The sequence below is a fragment of the Xylophilus sp. GOD-11R genome (genome assembly GCF_033546935.1).
Taxonomy (GTDB): domain Bacteria; phylum Pseudomonadota; class Gammaproteobacteria; order Burkholderiales; family Burkholderiaceae_C; genus Xylophilus.
In genome coordinates, this window is sequence record NZ_CP137854.1 from 3,433,712 (window position 1) to 3,451,306 (window position 17,595).

Genomic DNA, 17,595 nt, shown 5'->3' on the forward strand with positions numbered 1-17,595 from the left:
CCTACCCCCTTTCAGGGGGCAACGCTGGCGGACCGGCAAAGCCGGTCCGCGACGTTCCAGGGCAAGCGGTACGGCGCTTGGCGCCTGCCGCTTTTCTGATCGATAACTAAAAGAGGTTCGCCCCATGATTGCCTATCTTCTTCGTCGCGCGGGGTATGCACTGCCCATCATGCTGGGCGTGTCCTTCCTGTGTTTCATGCTGGTGCACATCGCGCCGGGCGATCCGCTGGTGTCCATCCTGCCGCCGGACGCGTCGGCCGATCTGCAGGCGCAGATGATGAAGCTCTATGGCTTCGACCGCAGCCTGCCCGAGCAGTTCGTGCACTGGCTCTGGCGTGCGCTGCACGGCGACCTGGGCACCTCCATCGCCACCAGCCGGCCGGTGACCGGCGAGGTCTTCAAGGCCGTCGGCAACACCTTCATGCTGGCCATCATGGCCACGCTCATCGGCTTCTTCTTCGGCTGCCTGTTCGGCTTCGTGGCCGGGTATTTCCGCAACTCCTGGGCCGATCGCATCGCCAGCTTCATCTCGGTGATCGGCGTGAGCGTGCCGCACTACTGGCTGGGCATGGTGATGGTCATCATCTTCTCGGCCCAGCTGCAGTGGCTGCCGGCCACCGGCGCCGGGCCCGGCGGCTCGGGCTCCTGGGCCTGGGACTTCGAGCACGTGCAGTACATGCTGCTGCCGGCCATCACCATGTCCTTCATCCCGATGGGCATCGTGGCGCGCACCGTGCGCGCGCTGGTGGCCGAGATCCTGTCGCAGGAATTCGTCATCGGCCTGCGCGCACGCGGCCTGGGCGAGTTCGGCGTGTTCAAGCACGTGGTCAAGAACTGCGCGCCCACCGCGCTGGCGGTGATGGGCCTGCAGCTGGGCTACCTGCTGGGCGGCTCCATCCTCATCGAGACCGTCTTCTCCTGGCCCGGGACCGGCTTTCTGCTCAACCAGGCGATCTTCCAGCGCGACCTGCCGCTGCTGCAGGGAACCATTCTGGTGCTGGCGCTGTTCTTCGTGTCCCTCAACCTGATCGTCGACGTGCTGCAGACCGTCTTCGACCCCCGCATCGAAAGGAGCTGACGCCATGGCCGCAGTTCTCACGCCCGGCGGATCCCCTTCCGCCCCCCTCGCCCCGGTGCTGCGTTCGCGCAGCCACGGCGCCAACGTGGTTCGCCGCCTGGTGCGCAACCCGGTCGCCATGACGGCCGCGGCCATCATCGTGCTGCTGATCGCGATCGCCTTGCTGGCGCCCTGGATCATGCCCGGCGACCCCTTCGCCACCTCGATGTTCAAGCGCCTGCGCCCGGTCGGCACCGCCGGTTTCCCGCTGGGCACCGACGAGCTCGGCCGTGACCTGCTGTCGCGCCTGATGCTCGGCGGCCGGCTCTCGCTCTTCATGGGCATCGCCCCGGTGGTGATGGCCTTCGTCATCGGCAGCGCGCTCGGCGTGTTCGCCGGCTACGCGGGCGGCAAGGTCAACACGGTGGTCATGCGCTGCATCGACGTGCTGTATGCCTTTCCCTCGGTGCTGCTGGCCATCGCGCTGTCGGGTGCACTGGGTGCGGGCATCACCAACTCGCTGATCTCGCTGACCGTGGTCTTCGTGCCGCAGATCGCCCGCATCGCCGAAAGCGTGACCACCCAGGTGCGCCGCAGCGACTACGTGGACGCGGCCCGCGCCTCGGGCGCCGGTGCCTTCACCATCGTGCGCCGCCATGTGCTGGGCAACGTGGTCGGGCCGATCTTCGTGTATTCCACCAGCCTGATCTCGGTGTCGATGATCCTGGCCTCGGGCCTGTCCTTCCTGGGCCTGGGCGTGAAGCCGCCGGAACCGGAATGGGGCCTGATGCTCAACACGCTGCGCACGGCCATCTACAGCCAGCCGCTGATCGCCGCCCTGCCCGGCGCGCTCATCTTCATCACCTCGGTGTCCTTCAACATGCTGGCCGACGGCCTGCGCCAGGCCATGGAGGTCAAGCAATGAGCCCCACCGTTCCCAGCATCACCCCCGCCGCCCTGGCCGATCCGCGCGACGTGGGCGGACCACGCCAGCCGCTGCTGCGGGTGGAGCATCTGCAAAAGCATTTCCCGCTCAAGCGCAAAGGCCTCACCGGGCCACGCCCGGCCGTGCGCGCGGTCGACGACGTGAGCTTCGACATCCGCAAGGGCGAGACGCTCGGCGTGGTCGGCGAGTCCGGCTGCGGCAAGTCGACCACCGCGCGCCTGGTGATGCAGCTCACCCCGCACGACAGGGGCGAGCTGGTCTTCGACGGCCAGACCGTCGGCGGTCCCGGCCTGCCCCTGCGCGAGTTCCGCCGGCAGACGCAGATGGTGTTTCAGGACAGCTACTCGTCGCTCAACCCGCGCATGACCATCGAAGACTCGGTCGCCTTCGGGCCGACCGTGCACGGCGTGTCGGGCAAGGAAGCCCTGGCCCGCGCGCACGACCTGCTGGCGCGCGTCGGCCTGGAGCCGGCGCGTTTTGCCGGACGCTATCCGCACGAGCTCTCCGGCGGCCAGCGCCAGCGGGTGAACATCGCCCGCGCGCTGGCGCTGCAGCCGCGCCTGGTGATCCTCGACGAGGCGGTGTCGGCGCTCGACAAGTCGGTCGAGGCGCAGGTGCTCAACCTGCTCGAAGACCTGAAGCAGGACTTCGGCCTGACCTATCTCTTCATCAGCCACGACCTGCACGTGGTGCGCTACGTGAGCGACCGGGTGCTGGTGATGTACCTGGGCCAGGTGGTCGAGGTGGGACCGGCCGAGCAGGTGTTCGACGCACCACGCCATCCCTACACCCGCGCGCTGCTGCAGTCCATGCCCAGCACCGACCCGCTGCAGCGCACCACCGAGGCACCGCTTTCGGGCGACCCGCCGAACCCGATCGACCCGCCCTCGGGCTGCCGCTTCCACACCCGCTGCGCCTTCGCGCAAAAGGTCTGCTCGCAGCAAATGCCGAAGTTCGTCGAGCCGGTGCCGGGCCACGGCGTGGCCTGCCTGCGCTGGCAGCCGGGCTCGGGCTACGTGGTGGGGCCGGACTTTCCGCAAGCCAGCGCGCCCAAGGCCGACAACCTGGCCGCACTGCACGACATCGCCATCTTTCCGGAGGCCCGCCATGGTTGATCAAGCGTCCACCGACCTCGCCGTCCGCATGCAGAACCTGCGCGTGGAATTTCACGCGCCGGGCAAGAAGATCGAGGCCGTCAACGGTGTCGACCTCGAACTGCGCCAGGGCGAGGTCATCGCGCTCATCGGCGAATCGGGCTCGGGCAAGAGCGTCACGCTGCGCGCCATCATGCGGCTGCATGCCGAGCGCAGCACCCGCATCACCGGCACGCTCGAAGCCGCCGGCTGCGACGTGCTGGCGCTCGACAAGGCCGGCCTCTCGGCGCTGCGCGGCAAGAAGGTCGCGATGATCTTCCAGGAGCCGCTGCTCGCGCTGGACCCGGTCTACCCGGTGGGCGACCAGATCGTCGAGGCGATCCTGCGGCACGAGAAGATCGGCCGCGCCGAGGCGAAGCAACGCGCGCTGGCGCTGTTCGAGCGGGTACGCATTCCCAGCCCCGAACGCCGCCTGGCGGCCTACGCCCACGAGATGTCGGGCGGCATGCGCCAGCGCGCCATGATCGCCCTGGCCCTGGCCTGCCGGCCGCAGGTGCTGCTGGCCGACGAGCCCACCACCGCGCTCGACGCCACGGTGCAGATCCAGATCCTGTTGCTGCTGCGCGAACTGCAGCAGGAGATGGGCCTGGCCATCGTCTTCGTCACCCACGACATCGGCGCCGCCGCCGAAGTGGCCGACCGCATGGCCGTGATGTATGCCGGCCGCATCGTCGAGCAAGGACCTGCGGCCACGCTGCTGACCCGTCCGCGCCATCCCTACACCCTGTCGCTGCTGCAGAGCCGCAGCCACGGCGCGATGCAGAAGGGCAAGCGGCTGCAGACCATCGCCGGCTCGCCGCCCGATCTGTCGAAGCTGCCGCCCGGCTGCGCCTTCGCCGAACGCTGCGGCTGGGCGCAGGACGCCTGCCGCACCGTGCAGCCGCCCGACGTTCCCCTGGGCGAAGGCCACAGCGCGCGCTGCATCCGCCTCGACGTGGTCGACGGCGTGCGCCCGGCCGAAGCCAACGCCTGCCCGGCCTGAAAGCTTCTGACGAACATGACCGCACGCCAACCGCTCCCCGGCCATGCGCCGGCCGCCACGCCGGCCGCGCCCGCCCACTGCTTCATTCCCTACCCCGCGCCGCCGGGCGGCAACCCGCATGCGAGTGCCGGCCCGCTGTCGGGACTCACCTTCGCCATGAAGGACATCTACGACGTCGCCGGCTACCCCACCGGCTGCGGCAACCCGCACCTGCTCGCGCTCTCGGGCATCAAGACGCGCTCCTCGCCCGTCTTCGACCAGTTGCTGGCCGCCGGCGCCGCCTTCGCCGGCAAGGTCGTCACCGACGAACTCGCCTTCTCGCTCAACGGCCACAACGTGCACTTCGGCCGTCCGCGCAACGGTGCCGTGCCCGATCGCATCACCGGCGGATCGAGCTCCGGCTCGGCCTCGGCCGTGTCCTGCGGCCTGGTCGACATCGCCATCGGCTCCGACACCGGCGGCTCGGTGCGCGGCCCGGCCAGCCACTGCGGCCTGGTCGGCCTGCGCCCCACGCACGACCGCGTGTCGCTCGATCGCTGCATGGCGCTGGCGCCGCGCTTCGACACCTGCGGCTGGTTCGCTCGCGACATCGCCACCTTCGCGCGTGCCGGCGACGTGCTGCTCGGCGAGGACAGCGCGCCGATCGCCCGGCCGCGCTGGCTGGTGCCCGCCGACGTGCTCGACCTGCTGCCCCCGCAAGTGCGCGCGACGTTCGACAGCGCCCTGGCGCGGCTCGCCCCGGTCATCGGTGAGCCGGCGCCGGTGCAGGCGAACTGCGGCATCGGCTTCGACACGCTCTACTGGGCCTTCCGCCATCTGCAGGGTTTCGAGGCGTGGCAGAACCAGGGCGAGACCATCGAGCGCTACGGCCTCATGCTCGGCCCCGGCGTGAAGGAGCGATTCGCCTGGTCACGCGACGTGGCGTCGCACGACGTCGAGCCGCACGAGGTGGTGCAGCATGATTTTCGCGACCTCTTCTCCGCCCTGCTCGGCCAAGACGGCGTGATGCTGCTGCCCACCATGCCCGACGTCGCGCCGCTGCTCAGCGAATCCGAGGAATCGCTCGACGACTACCGCAACCGCGCCATCCGCATGCTCTGCCTGTCGGGTCTGTCGGGCACGCCGCAGATCTCGCTGCCGCTCATGAGCCTGAACGACGTGCCGCTCGGCCTGTCGCTGATCGGCCCGGCCGGCAGCGACCGTTCGCTCATCTCCATCGCCGCCACCTTGCTCGCCGCCCAGCCATGAACGCCAAACAAATGCTTCGTATCGACTCCGACCGCCTTTGGCAGTCGCTGATGGACCTCGCCGAGATCGGTGGCACCGACAAGGGCGGCGTCTGCCGGCTCGCCCTCACCGACCTCGACCGCCAGGGCCGCGACCTGTTCGTGTCGTGGTGCCAGGCCGAGGGCATGGACGTGCGCATCGACGTCATCGGCAACATCTTCGCCCGCCGTCCCGGCACCGACCCGAGCCGCCGCGCCATCGCCACCGGCAGCCACATCGATACCCAGCCCACCGGCGGCAAGTTCGACGGCAACTTCGGCGTGCTGGCCGGGCTGGAAGTGGTGCGCACCCTCAACGCGCAGGGCATCCAGACCGCCGCGCCGGTCGAGGTCATCGCCTGGACCAACGAGGAAGGTTCGCGCTTCGTGCCGGTGATGATGGGATCGGGCGTGTTCTCCGGCGCCTTCACCGCCGCGCATGCCCACCAGGCGACCGACATCGACGGCAAGCGGGTCGACGAGGAACTGGCCCGCATCGGTTATGCCGGCTCGCAGCCTGCGGGCGAGGTGCCGGGCGGCATGTTCGATGCGTACTTCGAGGCGCACATCGAGCAGGGACCGGTGCTGGAGGCCCATGGCAAGACCATCGGCGTGGTGCCGGGTGCCCTGGGTCAGCGCTGGTTCGACGTGACCGTCACCGGGATGGAGGCGCATGCGGGGCCTACGCCGATGGCGCTGCGGCACGACGCGCTGCTGGCGGCTTCACGCATGGTCGATCTGGTGAACCGCATCGCGCTGGAGCAGGCGCCGCATGGGCGCGGCACGGTCGGCTTCATGAAGGTGATGCCGAACTCGCGCAACACCATCCCGGGCACGGTGAAGTTCAGCGTCGACTTTCGCAATCTCGATGATTCGGGGTTGGCTGCGATGGAGGCCTCGCTGCGGTCCGGGTGTGCCGAGTTGGCGGCTGGCTGTGGCTCCTCGGTCGCCATCGAGCAGGTTGTCAATTTTCCGCCCTGTCACTTTGCACAGGATTGCATCGGGGCGGTGCGGTCGGCTGCCGAGGCGCTCGGGTTGAGCCATATGGAGGTCGTCAGCGGGGCTGGGCACGATGCTGTTTACGTGGCTGATTTGGCGCCTGCCGCGATGATCTTTGTTCCTTGCAAGGATGGGATCAGTCATAACGAGATCGAGTTTGCTGAGCAGGGTGATCTGGCGGCGGGGGCGGATGTGTTGCTGCATGCGATTTTGGCTAAGGCTTGCTAGGTCTTTGCTCCTTGCATCTGAAGCGCTTGCCTCTTTGAATTTCTCCTCTGTGAGGAGGCAGCGCTGGGGGGCTTGCTCTTGCTGAGCGGGCTTGTCTTTTTTTCCTTTCTTCTCTCTGCCGAGGGTGGAGCTGGGGGCTTGCGCGCCCCCAGCTCCACCCTCGGCAGAGAGAAGAAAAACAGCAAAAAAAGCCCAACTCAGCAAGCCCTCCCCCTCACAGAAAAAAAGCGCCAAAAAACAAGCTCACCGAACCCGAGCCAAGGCCTCTTCGACGTCATCGAAAGCCCCCCGCCCAGGCGCAAACCTCTCCCGCATATACCCAACCAACTCAACAATCTGCCGATCACTCAGCACATCCTGAAACCCGGGCATGAACCCCACAGAAGCAGAAGGCACCTCCCTCACCCCCTCCAGAATCGTCCTCAATAGGTTGTCCGGGGAATCACTGTGCAGATTGCTGTTCAGCGCCAAAGGCACGTTGGCACCCAACAGCCGAGGCCCTGCCCCATCGTGATGACAGGCCCCGCAAGCCGACTCGAACATCCGCTGCCCCGCCCCCGGCAAAGGCGCCGAAGCAGCAGCCAGCGCAACCACCCGCCGGGCCTCGACCGAAGGCTCCACAGCAGAAGCAGCAGCAGGCTGAAAGGAAGCCAGATAAGCAGCCATCGCTCGAATGTCCCCATCCGGCAGCGCCGACAACTCCCGCACCACCGGCCCCATTGGCCCGCCCGCCGTCCCATGCTCCGCGCTGTGCCCCGTCCGCAGGTACTGAAACAATGCCTCCGCACTCCAGGCGACCGGTGCCTTCGACGACAGGGCGGTCAAGGCCGGCGCCTCCCAGCCATCCACCACCGCACCCCCCAGGTATGCCCGCCCCGACCGCTCGGCCCCCAGCGCATTGCGCGGCGTATGACACCCCCCGCAGTGCCCCAGGCCATCGACCAGATAAGCCCCCCGGTTCCACTGCGCCGACCGCTCAGGATCCGCCCGATATGGCGTCGCATCGTGAAACAGCGCATTCCACCCCGCCATCAAGGGCCGCAACCCATACGGAAACCTCAACTCCGCCGCAGGCACCTCCGAACGCACCGCCGGCCGGCTCATCAGGTAGGCGTAGATCGCCGTCAGATCCTCATCGCTGGTCCTGGCGAAGGCGGTATAGGGAAATGCCGGGTACAGCCGATGCCCATCGCGCGAAATGCCCTCGCGCATCGCCCGCTGAAAGGCACTGAACGACCAGGCGCCGATGCCGGTCTCCACGTCCGGCGTGAGGTTGGTGGTGTAGATACGGCCGAAAGGCGTTTCCATGGCGCGCCCGCCAGCGTTGACGGCCCCGCCGGGCACGGTGTGGCAGACGGCGCAATCACCCGCCGCCGCCAACACCCGGCCCCGCTCCACCGTCTGCGGGCTGTACACGGCCGACCAGCCTCCCGCCGGCAAGGCCACCGGTGCGATGGCCGGCTTGACACCGAACAGGCCGGCCGTGAGCCCGATGGCACCGGCGGCGATCGCCCCCGCGCCTGCCCACAACGAGCGCCGGCGCGGCCAGGGCGCATCGTCCGGCACGGCATGGGTCCGAGGCGCGGCGGCCGGTGAAGAAGCGGCAGCGGCAGCAGCAGGCAAGGCCCGCTGATCCAGCGCGGCCAGCACCGTCTCCGGCGTGAACGGCGGCGCCCGAAACCGCACCCCCGTCGCATCGAAGATCGCATTGGCGATGGCCGCCGTGCCCGGCACCGACGACGATTCGCCTACGCCCAGCGGCGCCTCGCCCGGCCGGGGCATGTGCAGCACCTCGATCACCGGCACTTCGCGAAAACTCAGAATCGGATAGGCGCCCCACTCGCGGCTCTCCACCGCTCCGGCATTCGGTGCCGAGCGTGGCGCGAAATCGACCTTCTCTTTGAGCGACCGGCTGGTGGTCTGCAGCACATTGCCGTGGATCTGGTGATCGACACCCGCCGGGTTGATCAGCATGCCGGCGTCGTGGCCCACCACCACTCGGCGCACATGGACCTCACCGGTGCGACGGTTCACGTCCACGTCAGCCACCCAGGCGGCCCAGGCCGCGCCGAAGCCTGGCCAGCGGCTGTGGTTGTAGCGGGCATAGGCAAAGCCCTGACCGCGCAGGTAATCGCCGTCGGCGCCTTGGCCGCCCGGCGCGGTGTGCGGCAGCCAGCCGGCCTTGTCGGCGGTGGCCCGGATCAGCTCGGCGGCGCGCGGGTCGGGCATGTGGCGCAGCCGGAATTCGACCGGGTCCGCGCCGGCCGCCGTGGCCAGTTCGTCGATATAGCTTTCGTGCGCGAAGGAGCTCGGCAGGGCCGACACGCCGCGCAGCCACGAGGCCCGCACGATGGGCGCCATGTCGTTCACGCCGACCCGCAGGTTGGCGTAGGCATACGGCGGCCGCGCGGTGCGGTCGCCCATCTCATAAGCCTGTGCCAGCGGTTCGATGGTGCGGGTGAGCAGCAGGGCGAGCGTGGGCGCGCCGTTGCTCGGATAGCTGCTGCAGAAGTCGTAGGCCGCGACCGAGCCGTCGGCCGCCAGGCCGCCGCGGATCTCCATCAGCTGCGCCGCGCCCTTGGGCTCCCAGGTGTTTTCCTGCTCGCGGGTGAGCTGCACCCGCACCGGCGCACCAACCGCCCGGGCCAGCAGGGCCGCGTCGGCCGCCACGTCGTCGGCACCGTTGCGGCCGTAGCAACCGGCCGCCTCCATGCGCACCAGGTCGATGTCGACGTCGGCCAGTCCGGTGAGCCGGGCCAGGTCGGCGCGCAGCACGTGCGGGTTCTGCGTGCCGGCCCACACCTTCAATCGGCCCTCCGACCAGTCCGCCACCGCACACGAAGGTCCGATGGATGCGTGCAGCTGGTAGGGCCAGACGTAGGTGCGCGGCATCGGCGTGGCCACGCCGTCGAGCGCGGCGTCGACGTCGCCCTCTTCCACCAGCGGCCGGTGCGTGGCGGGGTTGGTGCGCAGGGCGTGGGCCAGGTCGGACAGATCCGGCAGGCCGGGCCAGGATTTCCATCGCACCCGCAGTTCACGCAACGCCTGCTCGGCATGCTCCTCACGCTCGGCGACGACACCGACAAAGTCGCGAATCACCACCACGGCGCGGATGCCCGGGATGTGCCCGATGGACGCCTCGTCCACCGATTCCAGGCTGTTGCCGATGAAGTCGCCGTGGTCGGCACCCGCGTACGGCGGCCGCACCACCCGGCCGTGCAGCATGCCGGGCAGGCGCATGTCGTGCACGAAGACCAGTTCGCCGGTCGCCTTGGCCGGAATGTCCACGCGCGGCTGCGGCGTGCCGACCAGGCGGTAGTCGGCGCTGTTCTTCACCGGCGTGCCGGTATCGAGCATCAGTTCGACATGGCCGCCGGCGACGAGTTCGCCATAGCCGACGCGGCGCTCGGGCTGGGCGATCACGAAGACCTCGCCGTCGGCCGTGGCCAGCGCATCGGCTGCCAGCTGCAGCCGCTCGGCCGCCCGCTGCAGCAGCCAGTGCCGCGCCTGCGCGGCCGCCAGCCGCATCGGCTGCGCATGGTTCTGGATGGAGCCGCTGGCAATGGTGGCGCCCTGGTTGGGCGCGCGGGTGGTGTCGCCCAGCACCATGTTCAGCCGCGCCAGGGGCAGGTCGAGCTCCTCGGCGGCGATCTGCGCGAGCGCGGTGCGGATGCCGGTGCCCAGGTCCACATGGCCGTGGAGCGCGGTGACGCTGCCGTCGTCCCACACCGCGACGAGCAGTTCCACGCCCTCGGCCGGGTTGCCCGGCACCATCGCCGGCTGGCCCCTGGCCGGCGGCGGTGGCGCCGGTGGCTGGCGCACCACCAGCAGCACGCCGTCGGCCTGGTGGAAGTCGGCACGGCTTTGCGCAAGGTCGGCGCGGCGGCTCATGCCACCTCGGCTTTCATCAACCGAATGGCGCGTTTCACCGCCCGCAGAATTTCCACGTGGGTGCCGCAGCGGCACAGGTTGCCCGACAGCTCCTGGCGAATGGTTTCGTCGCTCGGATCGGGTTCGCGGGCCAGCAGCGCCGCCGTCGCCATCACCATGCCATTGAGGCAGTAGCCGCACTGCGCGGCCTGCTCGTCGATGAAGGCCTGCTGCACTGGATGCGGCGCCGCGCGCGAACCCAGCCCTTCGAGCGTAGTGACGCAGCGGCCCCGCACGCCTTCGGCCGGAATCACGCATGCCCGCGCCGCGATGCCGTCGACCAGCACGGTGCAGGCGCCGCACTGGCCCAGGCCGCAGCCGTACTTGGGGCCGTTGAGCGCCAGGTCGTTGCGCAGCACCTGCAGCAGGCTGGCCTGGCGACTGGCTTCGAGCTGGACGGGTTGGCCGTTGACGGTCAGCGCGAAGCCGGGCATCGGTGAGGCGTGGTGGCTAGAGAGCGATGTCCGAAGACTGGATGCGCTTGACGCCCTTGGCGCTCATGTCCTTCCAGGCGGCGGCCAGCGAGCCGTTGAGGTCGATGGCGCGGGTGGCGTCTTCGACCACGTAGGCGTCGAAGCCGGCCTTGCGCGCATCCATGGCGGTCCAGGCCACGCAGAAGTCGGTGGCCAGGCCGGTGACGAACACCGTCTTGATGCCGCGCGCCTTCAGGTAGCCGGCCAGGCCGGTTGCCGTCTTGTGGTCGGCTTCCTGGAAGGCCGAGTAGCTGTCCATGTCCTGGTGGAAGCCCTTGCGGATGATGAGCTGCGCGGTCGGCAGCTTGAGGTCCTTGCCGAGCGCGGCGTCTTCGGTGCCCTGCACGCAGTGGTCGGGCCAGAGCACCTGCTGGCCGTAGCGCAGCTTGGTCGTCTCGAAAGGCTTCTTGCCGCCGTGCGCGCTGGCGAAGGACGCGTGGCCGGCCGTGTGCCAGTCCTGCGTGAGCACGATGTTCTCGAACGCCGGCGCGATCTTGTTGATGACGGGGATCACCTCGTTGCCGCCCTTGACCGCGAGCGTGCCGCCGTCGAGAAAACAGTTCTGCACGTCGACCACGATCAGCGCGGCCGTGCCCGGCTTGATGGGCGCGGCGGCGAAGGCCGGGCCGAAGGCGCCCAGCGCTGAAAAAGCGGCGGCGGACCGGAGGATGGTTCGGCGTGAAGTGGTGGACATGGCGATGGGCTCCGTTGATTCAGACACTGAGGTAATGGCGGCGGACTTCGTCGTTGGCTTCCAGTTCGGTCATCGACGCGTGGTAGCGGATTTGCCCCTTCTCCAGCACATAGGCCCGATCGGACACCAGCGCCGCGAAGTGCATGTTCTGCTCCGACAGCAGGATGCTCACGCCCTGGCTCTTGAGCTCCAGGATCATGTGGGCCATCTGCTCCACGATGAGCGGCGCGACACCTTCCGAGGGTTCGTCGAGCAGCACGAGATACGGGTTGCCCATCAGCGTGCGAGCCACGGTGAGCATCTGCTGCTCGCCACCGCTCATGCGGCCACCGGGGCGGTCAGGCATTTCGCCGAGATTGGGGAACAGCTTGAACAGCCGCTCGGGCGTCCACAACGGCGCTTCGGTGCCGTCGCTCCAGCGGCGCGCGCCCTGCCGGCCCACCTCCAGGTTCTCCAGCACCGACAGGTCGGTGAACACGCGGCGGTCTTCCGGCACGAAGCCCAGGCCCAGCCGGGCGGCATGGTGCGGCTCGGTGAGCGAGATGTCCTCGCCCCGGAACTCGATGCGGCCCCGGCGCTTGGCCAGCATGCCCATCAGCGCCTTGAGGGTGGTCGACTTGCCGGCGCCGTTGCGGCCCATCAGCGCGACGACCTCGCCGCGCTTCACGTCCAGGTCGACGTCGTAGAGAATCTGCGCCGCGCCGTACCAGGCCTGCAGGCCGGTGGCACGCAGCAGCACTTCGCTGTCGCCGCCCGAAGCGGTGGTCGGGGCGGTCGTCGTGGCGGCCATCACGCCACCTCCTTTTCGAAGGTCTTGCCGGTGCCGAAGTAAACCTCCTGCACCTTGGGATGGTCGCGGATCTCCAGCGGCTTGCCCTCGGCGATGAGCCGTCCGCGGGCCAGCACGATCATGCGGTCGGCATAGGCGAACACCACGTCCATGCTGTGCTCGGTGAACAGCACCGCCATGCCCCGGTCGACGACGAGTTGCTTGGTCAGCGCCATGAGCGAGTTGCGCTCCCGGGGCGCCATGCCGGCAGTGGGCTCGTCCATCAGGAGCAGCTTGGGGCTGTTGGCCATGGCCATGGCCAGCTCCACCCGCTTCACGTCGCCATAGGCCAGCACGCTGCAGGGCCGGTCGGCCTGGGCTTTCATGCCGACCTGCTCCAGCAGCGCCAGTGCGTCGTCGCGCCGGTGATCGGCGGCGCGACGCCACATCGAAAACAGCTTGCCGTCGTGCGAGACCAGCGCCATCTGCACGTTCTCGACCACGGTGAGCGAGGCGAAGGTTTCGGCGATCTGGAAAGTGCGGCCCACGCCGTGTCGCCAGATGGCGCGCGGCTTGAGCCCCACCAGCTCGATGCCGTCGAGCCGGATCGATCCGCGGTCGGCCCGCAACTGGCCGTTGACCATGTTGAAGGTGGTCGACTTGCCCGCGCCGTTCGGCCCGATGAGCGCCAGCAACTCGCCCTTGGCCAAGGTGAAGTCGATGCCGTCGACCGCCTTCACCCCGCCGAAGGACTTGCCGAGCCCGGACACCCGCAGCAGCGCGCTCATGCCTTGACCTCCTCGCCCAGCGCCTCGGCGCGCGAGCGTGCGCTGCGCCGGTCGAACAGCTGGCTCGCATAGCCCGCGATGCCCTGCGGAAACAGCAGCACCAGCAGCAGGATGATGCCGCCGAGCATCGCCCGCCAGTAGTCGGTGTTGCGCGCCACGGTGTCGTGCAGCCAGTTGAAGGTAACCGCGCCCACCACCGGGCCGGCCAGGGTCTGGATGCCGCCGAGCAGCACCATCACCAGGCCGTCGACCGAGCGGCCCACGCTCATCGTCTCCGGCGAAATGCTGCCCTTGGAGAATGCGAACAGCGCGCCCGCCAGCCCCGCCACGCCGCCGGCGATGACGAAGGCCACCCACTGCATGCGCTTGACGTCGATGCCGATGGCGTCGGCCCGCAGGCCGGAATCCCGTCCCGCGCGCAGCGCATAACCGAAAGGCGAGAACAGCACGCGCCGCAGCCACAGAATGCCGGCGCCCACCAGCACCAGCGTGAGCCAGTAGTAGGCGTTCTTGTCGGAGAGCCACTGCGCCGGCCAGACACCGGTCATGCCGTTGCTGCCGCCGGTGAGCTCGTCCCACTGGTAGACGATGGCCCAGGCGATCTGCGCGAAGGCCAGTGTGAGCATGGCCAGGTACACGCCCGACAGCCGCACCGAGAACCAGCCGAAGACCAGTGCGCCGAGCGCGGCCACCAGCGGCGCGGCGACCAGCGCGGCTTCCATCGGCAGGCCGGCCGAGCGCACCAGCAGTGCCGCGCCGTACGCCCCCAGGCCGAAGTAGGCGGCGTGGCCGAACGAATGCATGCCCGCCGGTCCCATGATGAAGTGCAGGCTGACCGCGAACAGCGCCGCGATCATCAGGTCGATGGCCAGCACGGTGACGTAGGGTGCGCTCGCGGCCAGCACCGGCAGCAGGGCCAGCACCACCGCCAGCACGCCGACGACCACCAGGTAATGGCGCGCCGGTGGGCGCAGCGGCGCTTCGGGCAGCCCCTGCTGGCGCGACACCCCCTGCGGGCGGCCCAATAAGCCCCACGGCCGCCACACCAGCACGGCGGCCATCACCAGGAATTCGACCACCAGCGTGGCCTTGGAAAACGACACGCTGATGCCGAAGATCTCGACCACGCCGAGCCAGATGCAGATCGCCTTCACCTCGGCGATGAGCAATGCCGCCACGTAGGCACCGGGGATCGAGCCCATGCCGCCCACCACCACCACCACGAAGGCGGCGCCGATGGCGGTGAGGTCCATGTCGAGCGTGGCAGGTTCGCGCGGCAGCTGCAGCGCGCCGCCCAGGCCGCCGAGCAGCGCACCCAGCGCAAAGACCGCCGTGAACAGCCAGGCCTGGTTCACGCCGAGGGCGCTGACCATTTCACGGTCCTGCGTGGCGGCGCGCACCAGCGTGCCCCAGCGGGTGCGGGTGAGCAGCAGCCACAGCAGGCCGAGCACCACCGGCCCCACCACCACCAGGAACAGGTCGTACGACGGAAACTGCCGCCCCAGAATGGCCACCGAGCCCTTGAGCCCGGGTGCGCGCGGGCCGAGCAGCTCCTCGGGGCCCCAGATCCACAGCGCCGCGTCCTTGATGACCAGCACCAGCGCGAAGGTGGCCAGCAGCTGAAACAGCTCGGGGGCCTTGTAGATGCGCCGCAGCAGCGTCATCTCGATGAGCGCACCGATCACCGCCACCGCCACCGCCGCCAGCGGCAGCGCGATCCAGAAACCCGCCGGCCCCGCCACGGCGCTCAGCCCGCCGGCCAGCGAATACGCCACGTACACGCCGAGCATGAAGAACGAGCCGTGCGCGAAGTTGACGATGCGGGTGACGCCGAAGATCAGCGACAGCCCGGCAGCGACCAGAAATTGCGACGACGCGCCCGCCAGACCGTTGAGCAGCTGAACGACGAAACCCGAGACATCCATGGATCCGGAACCTTTGGCTGGGTGGAGATCAGTCGGGCGAGCGCGACTTCTTCACGTCGGCGGCCGGCGGCTGGAACCTGGCGCCGTCGAGGTAGACGTAGTCGACCATCACGCCCTTGCCGCCGTCGTTCTTCGTCTTGCCGACGAAGGCGCCCATGGTCGACTGGTGGTCTTCCGCGCGGAAGCTCACCGGGCCGAAGGGCGACGAGAACTGCAGGCCGGCGAAGGCTGCCACCAGCTTGGGCGTTTCGGTGCTCTTTGCTTTGGCGATGCCGGCGGCGGCCGCCTTGATCATGGTGTAGCCGACCACCGAGCCCAGGCGCGGGTAATCTTTGTACTTGGAGTGGTAGGCCAGGAAGAAGGCCTTGTGCTCCGGCGTCTGGATGCCGTACCACGGGTAGCCGGTGACGATCCAGCCGTTGGGCGCCTCGTCCTTCAGCGGGTCCATGTACTCGGGCTCGCCGGTCAGCACGCTGACCACGGCGGTCTTCTCGAACAGGCCGCGGGTATTGCCTTCGCGCACGAACTTGGCGAGGTCCGCGGCGAACAGCACGTTGAAGATGGCGTCGGGCTTGGCATCGGCCAGGGCCTGCACCACGCTGCCGGCGTCGAGCTTGCCCAGCGGCGGCGCCTGTTCGGCGACGAACTCCACGTCGGGCTGCGCGGCCTTGAGCAGGGTCTTGAACGCGGCGACCGCCGACTGGCCGTATTCGTAGTTGGGGTACACGATGGCCCAGCGCTTCTTCTTGAGCTTCACCGCCTCGGGCACCAGCATCGCGGCCTGCATGTAGGTGCCGGGGCGCAGCCGGTAGGTGTACTGGTTGCCGCCTTGCCAGGTCATCTTGTCGGTGAGCGGCTCGCCGGCCAGGAAGAAGAACTTCTTCTGCTTGGCGAAGTCGGCCACCGCCAGGCCGGTGTTCGACAGGAAGGTGCCGGCGAGCATGTCGACCTTCTCGCGCGAGACCAGCTCCTCGGCCATGCGCACCGCGTCGCCCGGGTTGGCGTTGTCATCGCGGGTGATGACCTCGACCTTCTTGCCGTTGATGCCGCCCGCCGCGTTGATCTCTTCCACCGCCAGTTCCATGCCCTTCTTGTAGGGCTCGAGGAACGCGGCCTGCGCCTTGTAGCTGTTGATCTCGCCGATCTTCACCACGTTCTGGGCGAAGGCGGGAATCGGCGCGACAGCGACCGTCACGGCAAGGGCGGCGAAGGCCGACACGGGAATCAGGCGGCGCAGCTGGTTCATCAGGAAACTCCTCGAAGGGTAAAAACCGAAAGCTCGAAAGCTTTGAACGGCAAAAGGCGGACCGGCGAATCTAGCGTGTTCGAAGCAAGGACCGAACCCGGTTCAGTCGTCGAGTACCTTACCGCGCCGCACCACGTCCACGCCGTCGAGGCGCACGGTGCAATGGCGCACCGGTATGTCGATGTGGCAGGCCGTGGTGCGGCTGCCGCCGGCTTCGTTGTTGGGGCCGAGCGAGAACAGGAAATTGCCCTCGAAGGCGCGGGCGTCCATGCCGATGGTGGCCTCCTTGTCGTAGAGCCCCAGCGTCGACCACTTGGCGCGCGGCTGCAGACCCCAGCCGATGTGCGAGATGGCGTAGGCCTCCGGATCTTCGAAGGATTCCATGTACTCGCGCAGCAGCGCCGCGTCGACGCCACCCTCGATGTGGGTCACATAGCCGGCCTCCACCGTGAACTCCATCGGCTCGGCGATGTAGCACTTCTGCGGCAGCAGGATGTCGCCCTTGTCCAGCACGATGCGGCCGTGGGCGGTGTTGTCGTCGGGGAAGGTGAGCACGAAACCGCTGGGCCAGTGGTCCCAGCGGCCGGGCTCGTCGACGAAGCCGTATTCGCTGATCACCGGGAACTGGCCGAGCGGGCAATGGAAGTCCATGCCGGCGTCCGACACGATGTGCATGGAACGCGCTGCCTCGATGCGCGCAGCGGCCGCCTTCACCCGCGCACGGTCGCCCTCGTTGGGCACCATGCGCAGCAATATTTCCGGCGGCTCCACCGCCAGCAATATCCTGGTGCCGGTCTCCAGAATCTCCATCTGCTCGGGCGAGAACAGCAGCGTCATCAGGTCGAGCACCAGATCACTCGCCTTGAGCATGGCGATGGCCGCGTGGTTGCCGGTGAGCGGCGTGGTGCCCAGGTAGGCCAGCGCGTCGCGGCTCAGCGCCTTCTCGCCATTGACCGGCGGCAGGTCGAGCCGGTTGACGATGGCACCCATGGTCTGCGCGGCGGTGATCGCGGTCGACATCGTCTGCGGATGGGTGGACGCGCTGGTCAGCACGGTAATGGTCTGGCCCGGCTCCAGCCGGGACAGCTCCAGCACCTGCTGCCAGGCCAGGACGAGGGCGTGATCGCTGACGGGCATGC

Annotated in this window: 14 protein-coding genes; 6 read left to right on the forward strand and 8 right to left on the reverse strand. The window is 68.7% G+C overall.

The features are described from left to right. The first annotated feature begins 124 nt into the window (after positions 1-124). Genes R9X41_RS15905 through R9X41_RS15930 form a run of 6 tightly spaced genes read left to right on the forward strand, consistent with a single transcriptional unit; the run spans position 125 to position 6,631 of the window. The gene (locus R9X41_RS15905; RefSeq protein WP_318631413.1) at positions 125-1,078 is read left to right on the forward strand and encodes an ABC transporter permease; all 954 of its coding nucleotides are present in this window, start codon (positions 125-127) and stop codon (positions 1,076-1,078) included. A gap of 4 nt (positions 1,079-1,082) precedes the next feature. After that, complete coding sequence (locus tag R9X41_RS15910) at positions 1,083-1,982, forward strand: ABC transporter permease (protein WP_318631414.1); 900 nt, start codon at positions 1,083-1,085, stop codon at positions 1,980-1,982. Beyond that, complete coding sequence (locus R9X41_RS15915; RefSeq protein WP_318631415.1) at positions 1,979-3,118, forward strand: ABC transporter ATP-binding protein; 1,140 nt, start codon at positions 1,979-1,981, stop codon at positions 3,116-3,118. The genes R9X41_RS15910 and R9X41_RS15915 overlap by 4 nt, the downstream gene beginning before the upstream one ends. After that, positions 3,111-4,139 (forward strand): ABC transporter ATP-binding protein, encoded by a 1,029-nt coding sequence (locus tag R9X41_RS15920; protein ID WP_318631416.1) that lies wholly within the window; start codon positions 3,111-3,113, stop codon positions 4,137-4,139. Before R9X41_RS15915 ends, R9X41_RS15920 begins: the two co-directional genes overlap by 8 nt. A gap of 15 nt (positions 4,140-4,154) precedes the next feature. Further along, positions 4,155-5,387, forward strand: a complete 1,233-nt coding sequence (locus tag R9X41_RS15925; protein ID WP_318631417.1) for an amidase — start codon at positions 4,155-4,157, stop codon at positions 5,385-5,387. Further along, positions 5,384-6,631, forward strand: coding sequence for a Zn-dependent hydrolase (locus tag R9X41_RS15930; RefSeq protein ID WP_318631418.1), 1,248 nt, complete (start codon positions 5,384-5,386; stop codon positions 6,629-6,631). The genes R9X41_RS15925 and R9X41_RS15930 overlap by 4 nt, the downstream gene beginning before the upstream one ends. A 243-nt stretch (positions 6,632-6,874) precedes the next feature. Here the strand turns inward: R9X41_RS15930 and R9X41_RS15935 are convergent, their stop codons facing one another. The 8 genes from R9X41_RS15935 to R9X41_RS15970 form a co-directional block, all read right to left on the reverse strand. After that, entirely contained in the window at positions 6,875-10,522 is a 3,648-nt protein-coding gene (locus tag R9X41_RS15935; protein ID WP_318631419.1) for a molybdopterin cofactor-binding domain-containing protein, read from the reverse strand. Beyond that, positions 10,519-10,995 carry a (2Fe-2S)-binding protein gene (locus R9X41_RS15940; RefSeq protein WP_318631420.1) on the reverse strand — a complete coding sequence of 159 codons (477 nt, stop codon included), beginning with the start codon at positions 10,993-10,995 and terminating at the stop codon, positions 10,519-10,521. The genes R9X41_RS15935 and R9X41_RS15940 overlap by 4 nt, the downstream gene beginning before the upstream one ends. A 16-nt stretch (positions 10,996-11,011) precedes the next feature. After that, complete coding sequence (gene pncA / locus R9X41_RS15945; RefSeq protein WP_318631421.1) at positions 11,012-11,728, reverse strand: bifunctional nicotinamidase/pyrazinamidase; 717 nt, start codon at positions 11,726-11,728, stop codon at positions 11,012-11,014. Positions 11,729-11,747: 19 nt separating this feature from the next. Next, positions 11,748-12,518 carry an ABC transporter ATP-binding protein gene (locus tag R9X41_RS15950; protein WP_318631422.1) on the reverse strand — a complete coding sequence of 257 codons (771 nt, stop codon included), beginning with the start codon at positions 12,516-12,518 and terminating at the stop codon, positions 11,748-11,750. Continuing rightward, entirely contained in the window at positions 12,518-13,285 is a 768-nt protein-coding gene (locus R9X41_RS15955) for an ABC transporter ATP-binding protein (protein WP_318631423.1), read from the reverse strand. Before R9X41_RS15955 ends, R9X41_RS15950 begins: the two co-directional genes overlap by 1 nt. Continuing rightward, positions 13,282-15,210 carry an ABC transporter permease gene (locus tag R9X41_RS15960; RefSeq protein WP_318631424.1) on the reverse strand — a complete coding sequence of 643 codons (1,929 nt, stop codon included), beginning with the start codon at positions 15,208-15,210 and terminating at the stop codon, positions 13,282-13,284. Before R9X41_RS15960 ends, R9X41_RS15955 begins: the two co-directional genes overlap by 4 nt. Positions 15,211-15,238: 28 nt before the next feature. Then, complete coding sequence (locus R9X41_RS15965) at positions 15,239-16,456, reverse strand: ABC transporter substrate-binding protein (protein ID WP_318631425.1); 1,218 nt, start codon at positions 16,454-16,456, stop codon at positions 15,239-15,241. A gap of 102 nt (positions 16,457-16,558) precedes the next feature. After that, positions 16,559-17,593, reverse strand: coding sequence for a 2,5-dihydroxypyridine 5,6-dioxygenase NicX family protein (locus R9X41_RS15970; protein ID WP_318631426.1), 1,035 nt, complete (start codon positions 17,591-17,593; stop codon positions 16,559-16,561). Positions 17,594-17,595: the final 2 nt, after the last annotated feature.

What these genes read in the sequence shown, in the direction of transcription:
- R9X41_RS15905 (WP_318631413.1), top strand. Translation starts at nt 125, where the DNA reads ATGATTGCCTATCTTCTTCGTCGCGCGGGGTATGCACTGCCCATCATG.
- R9X41_RS15910 (WP_318631414.1), top strand. Translation starts at nt 1,083, where the DNA reads ATGGCCGCAGTTCTCACGCCCGGCGGATCCCCTTCCGCCCCCCTCGCC.
- R9X41_RS15915 (WP_318631415.1), top strand. Translation starts at nt 1,979, where the DNA reads ATGAGCCCCACCGTTCCCAGCATCACCCCCGCCGCCCTGGCCGATCCG.
- R9X41_RS15920 (WP_318631416.1), top strand. Translation starts at nt 3,111, where the DNA reads ATGGTTGATCAAGCGTCCACCGACCTCGCCGTCCGCATGCAGAACCTG.
- R9X41_RS15925 (WP_318631417.1), top strand. Translation starts at nt 4,155, where the DNA reads ATGACCGCACGCCAACCGCTCCCCGGCCATGCGCCGGCCGCCACGCCG.
- R9X41_RS15930 (WP_318631418.1), top strand. Translation starts at nt 5,384, where the DNA reads ATGAACGCCAAACAAATGCTTCGTATCGACTCCGACCGCCTTTGGCAG.
- R9X41_RS15935 (WP_318631419.1), bottom strand. Translation starts at nt 10,522, where the DNA reads ATGAGCCGCCGCGCCGACCTTGCGCAAAGCCGTGCCGACTTCCACCAG.
- R9X41_RS15940 (WP_318631420.1), bottom strand. Translation starts at nt 10,995, where the DNA reads ATGCCCGGCTTCGCGCTGACCGTCAACGGCCAACCCGTCCAGCTCGAA.
- pncA (WP_318631421.1), bottom strand. Translation starts at nt 11,728, where the DNA reads ATGTCCACCACTTCACGCCGAACCATCCTCCGGTCCGCCGCCGCTTTT.
- R9X41_RS15950 (WP_318631422.1), bottom strand. Translation starts at nt 12,518, where the DNA reads ATGGCCGCCACGACGACCGCCCCGACCACCGCTTCGGGCGGCGACAGC.
- R9X41_RS15955 (WP_318631423.1), bottom strand. Translation starts at nt 13,285, where the DNA reads ATGAGCGCGCTGCTGCGGGTGTCCGGGCTCGGCAAGTCCTTCGGCGGG.
- R9X41_RS15960 (WP_318631424.1), bottom strand. Translation starts at nt 15,210, where the DNA reads ATGGATGTCTCGGGTTTCGTCGTTCAGCTGCTCAACGGTCTGGCGGGC.
- R9X41_RS15965 (WP_318631425.1), bottom strand. Translation starts at nt 16,456, where the DNA reads ATGAACCAGCTGCGCCGCCTGATTCCCGTGTCGGCCTTCGCCGCCCTT.
- R9X41_RS15970 (WP_318631426.1), bottom strand. Translation starts at nt 17,593, where the DNA reads ATGCCCGTCAGCGATCACGCCCTCGTCCTGGCCTGGCAGCAGGTGCTG.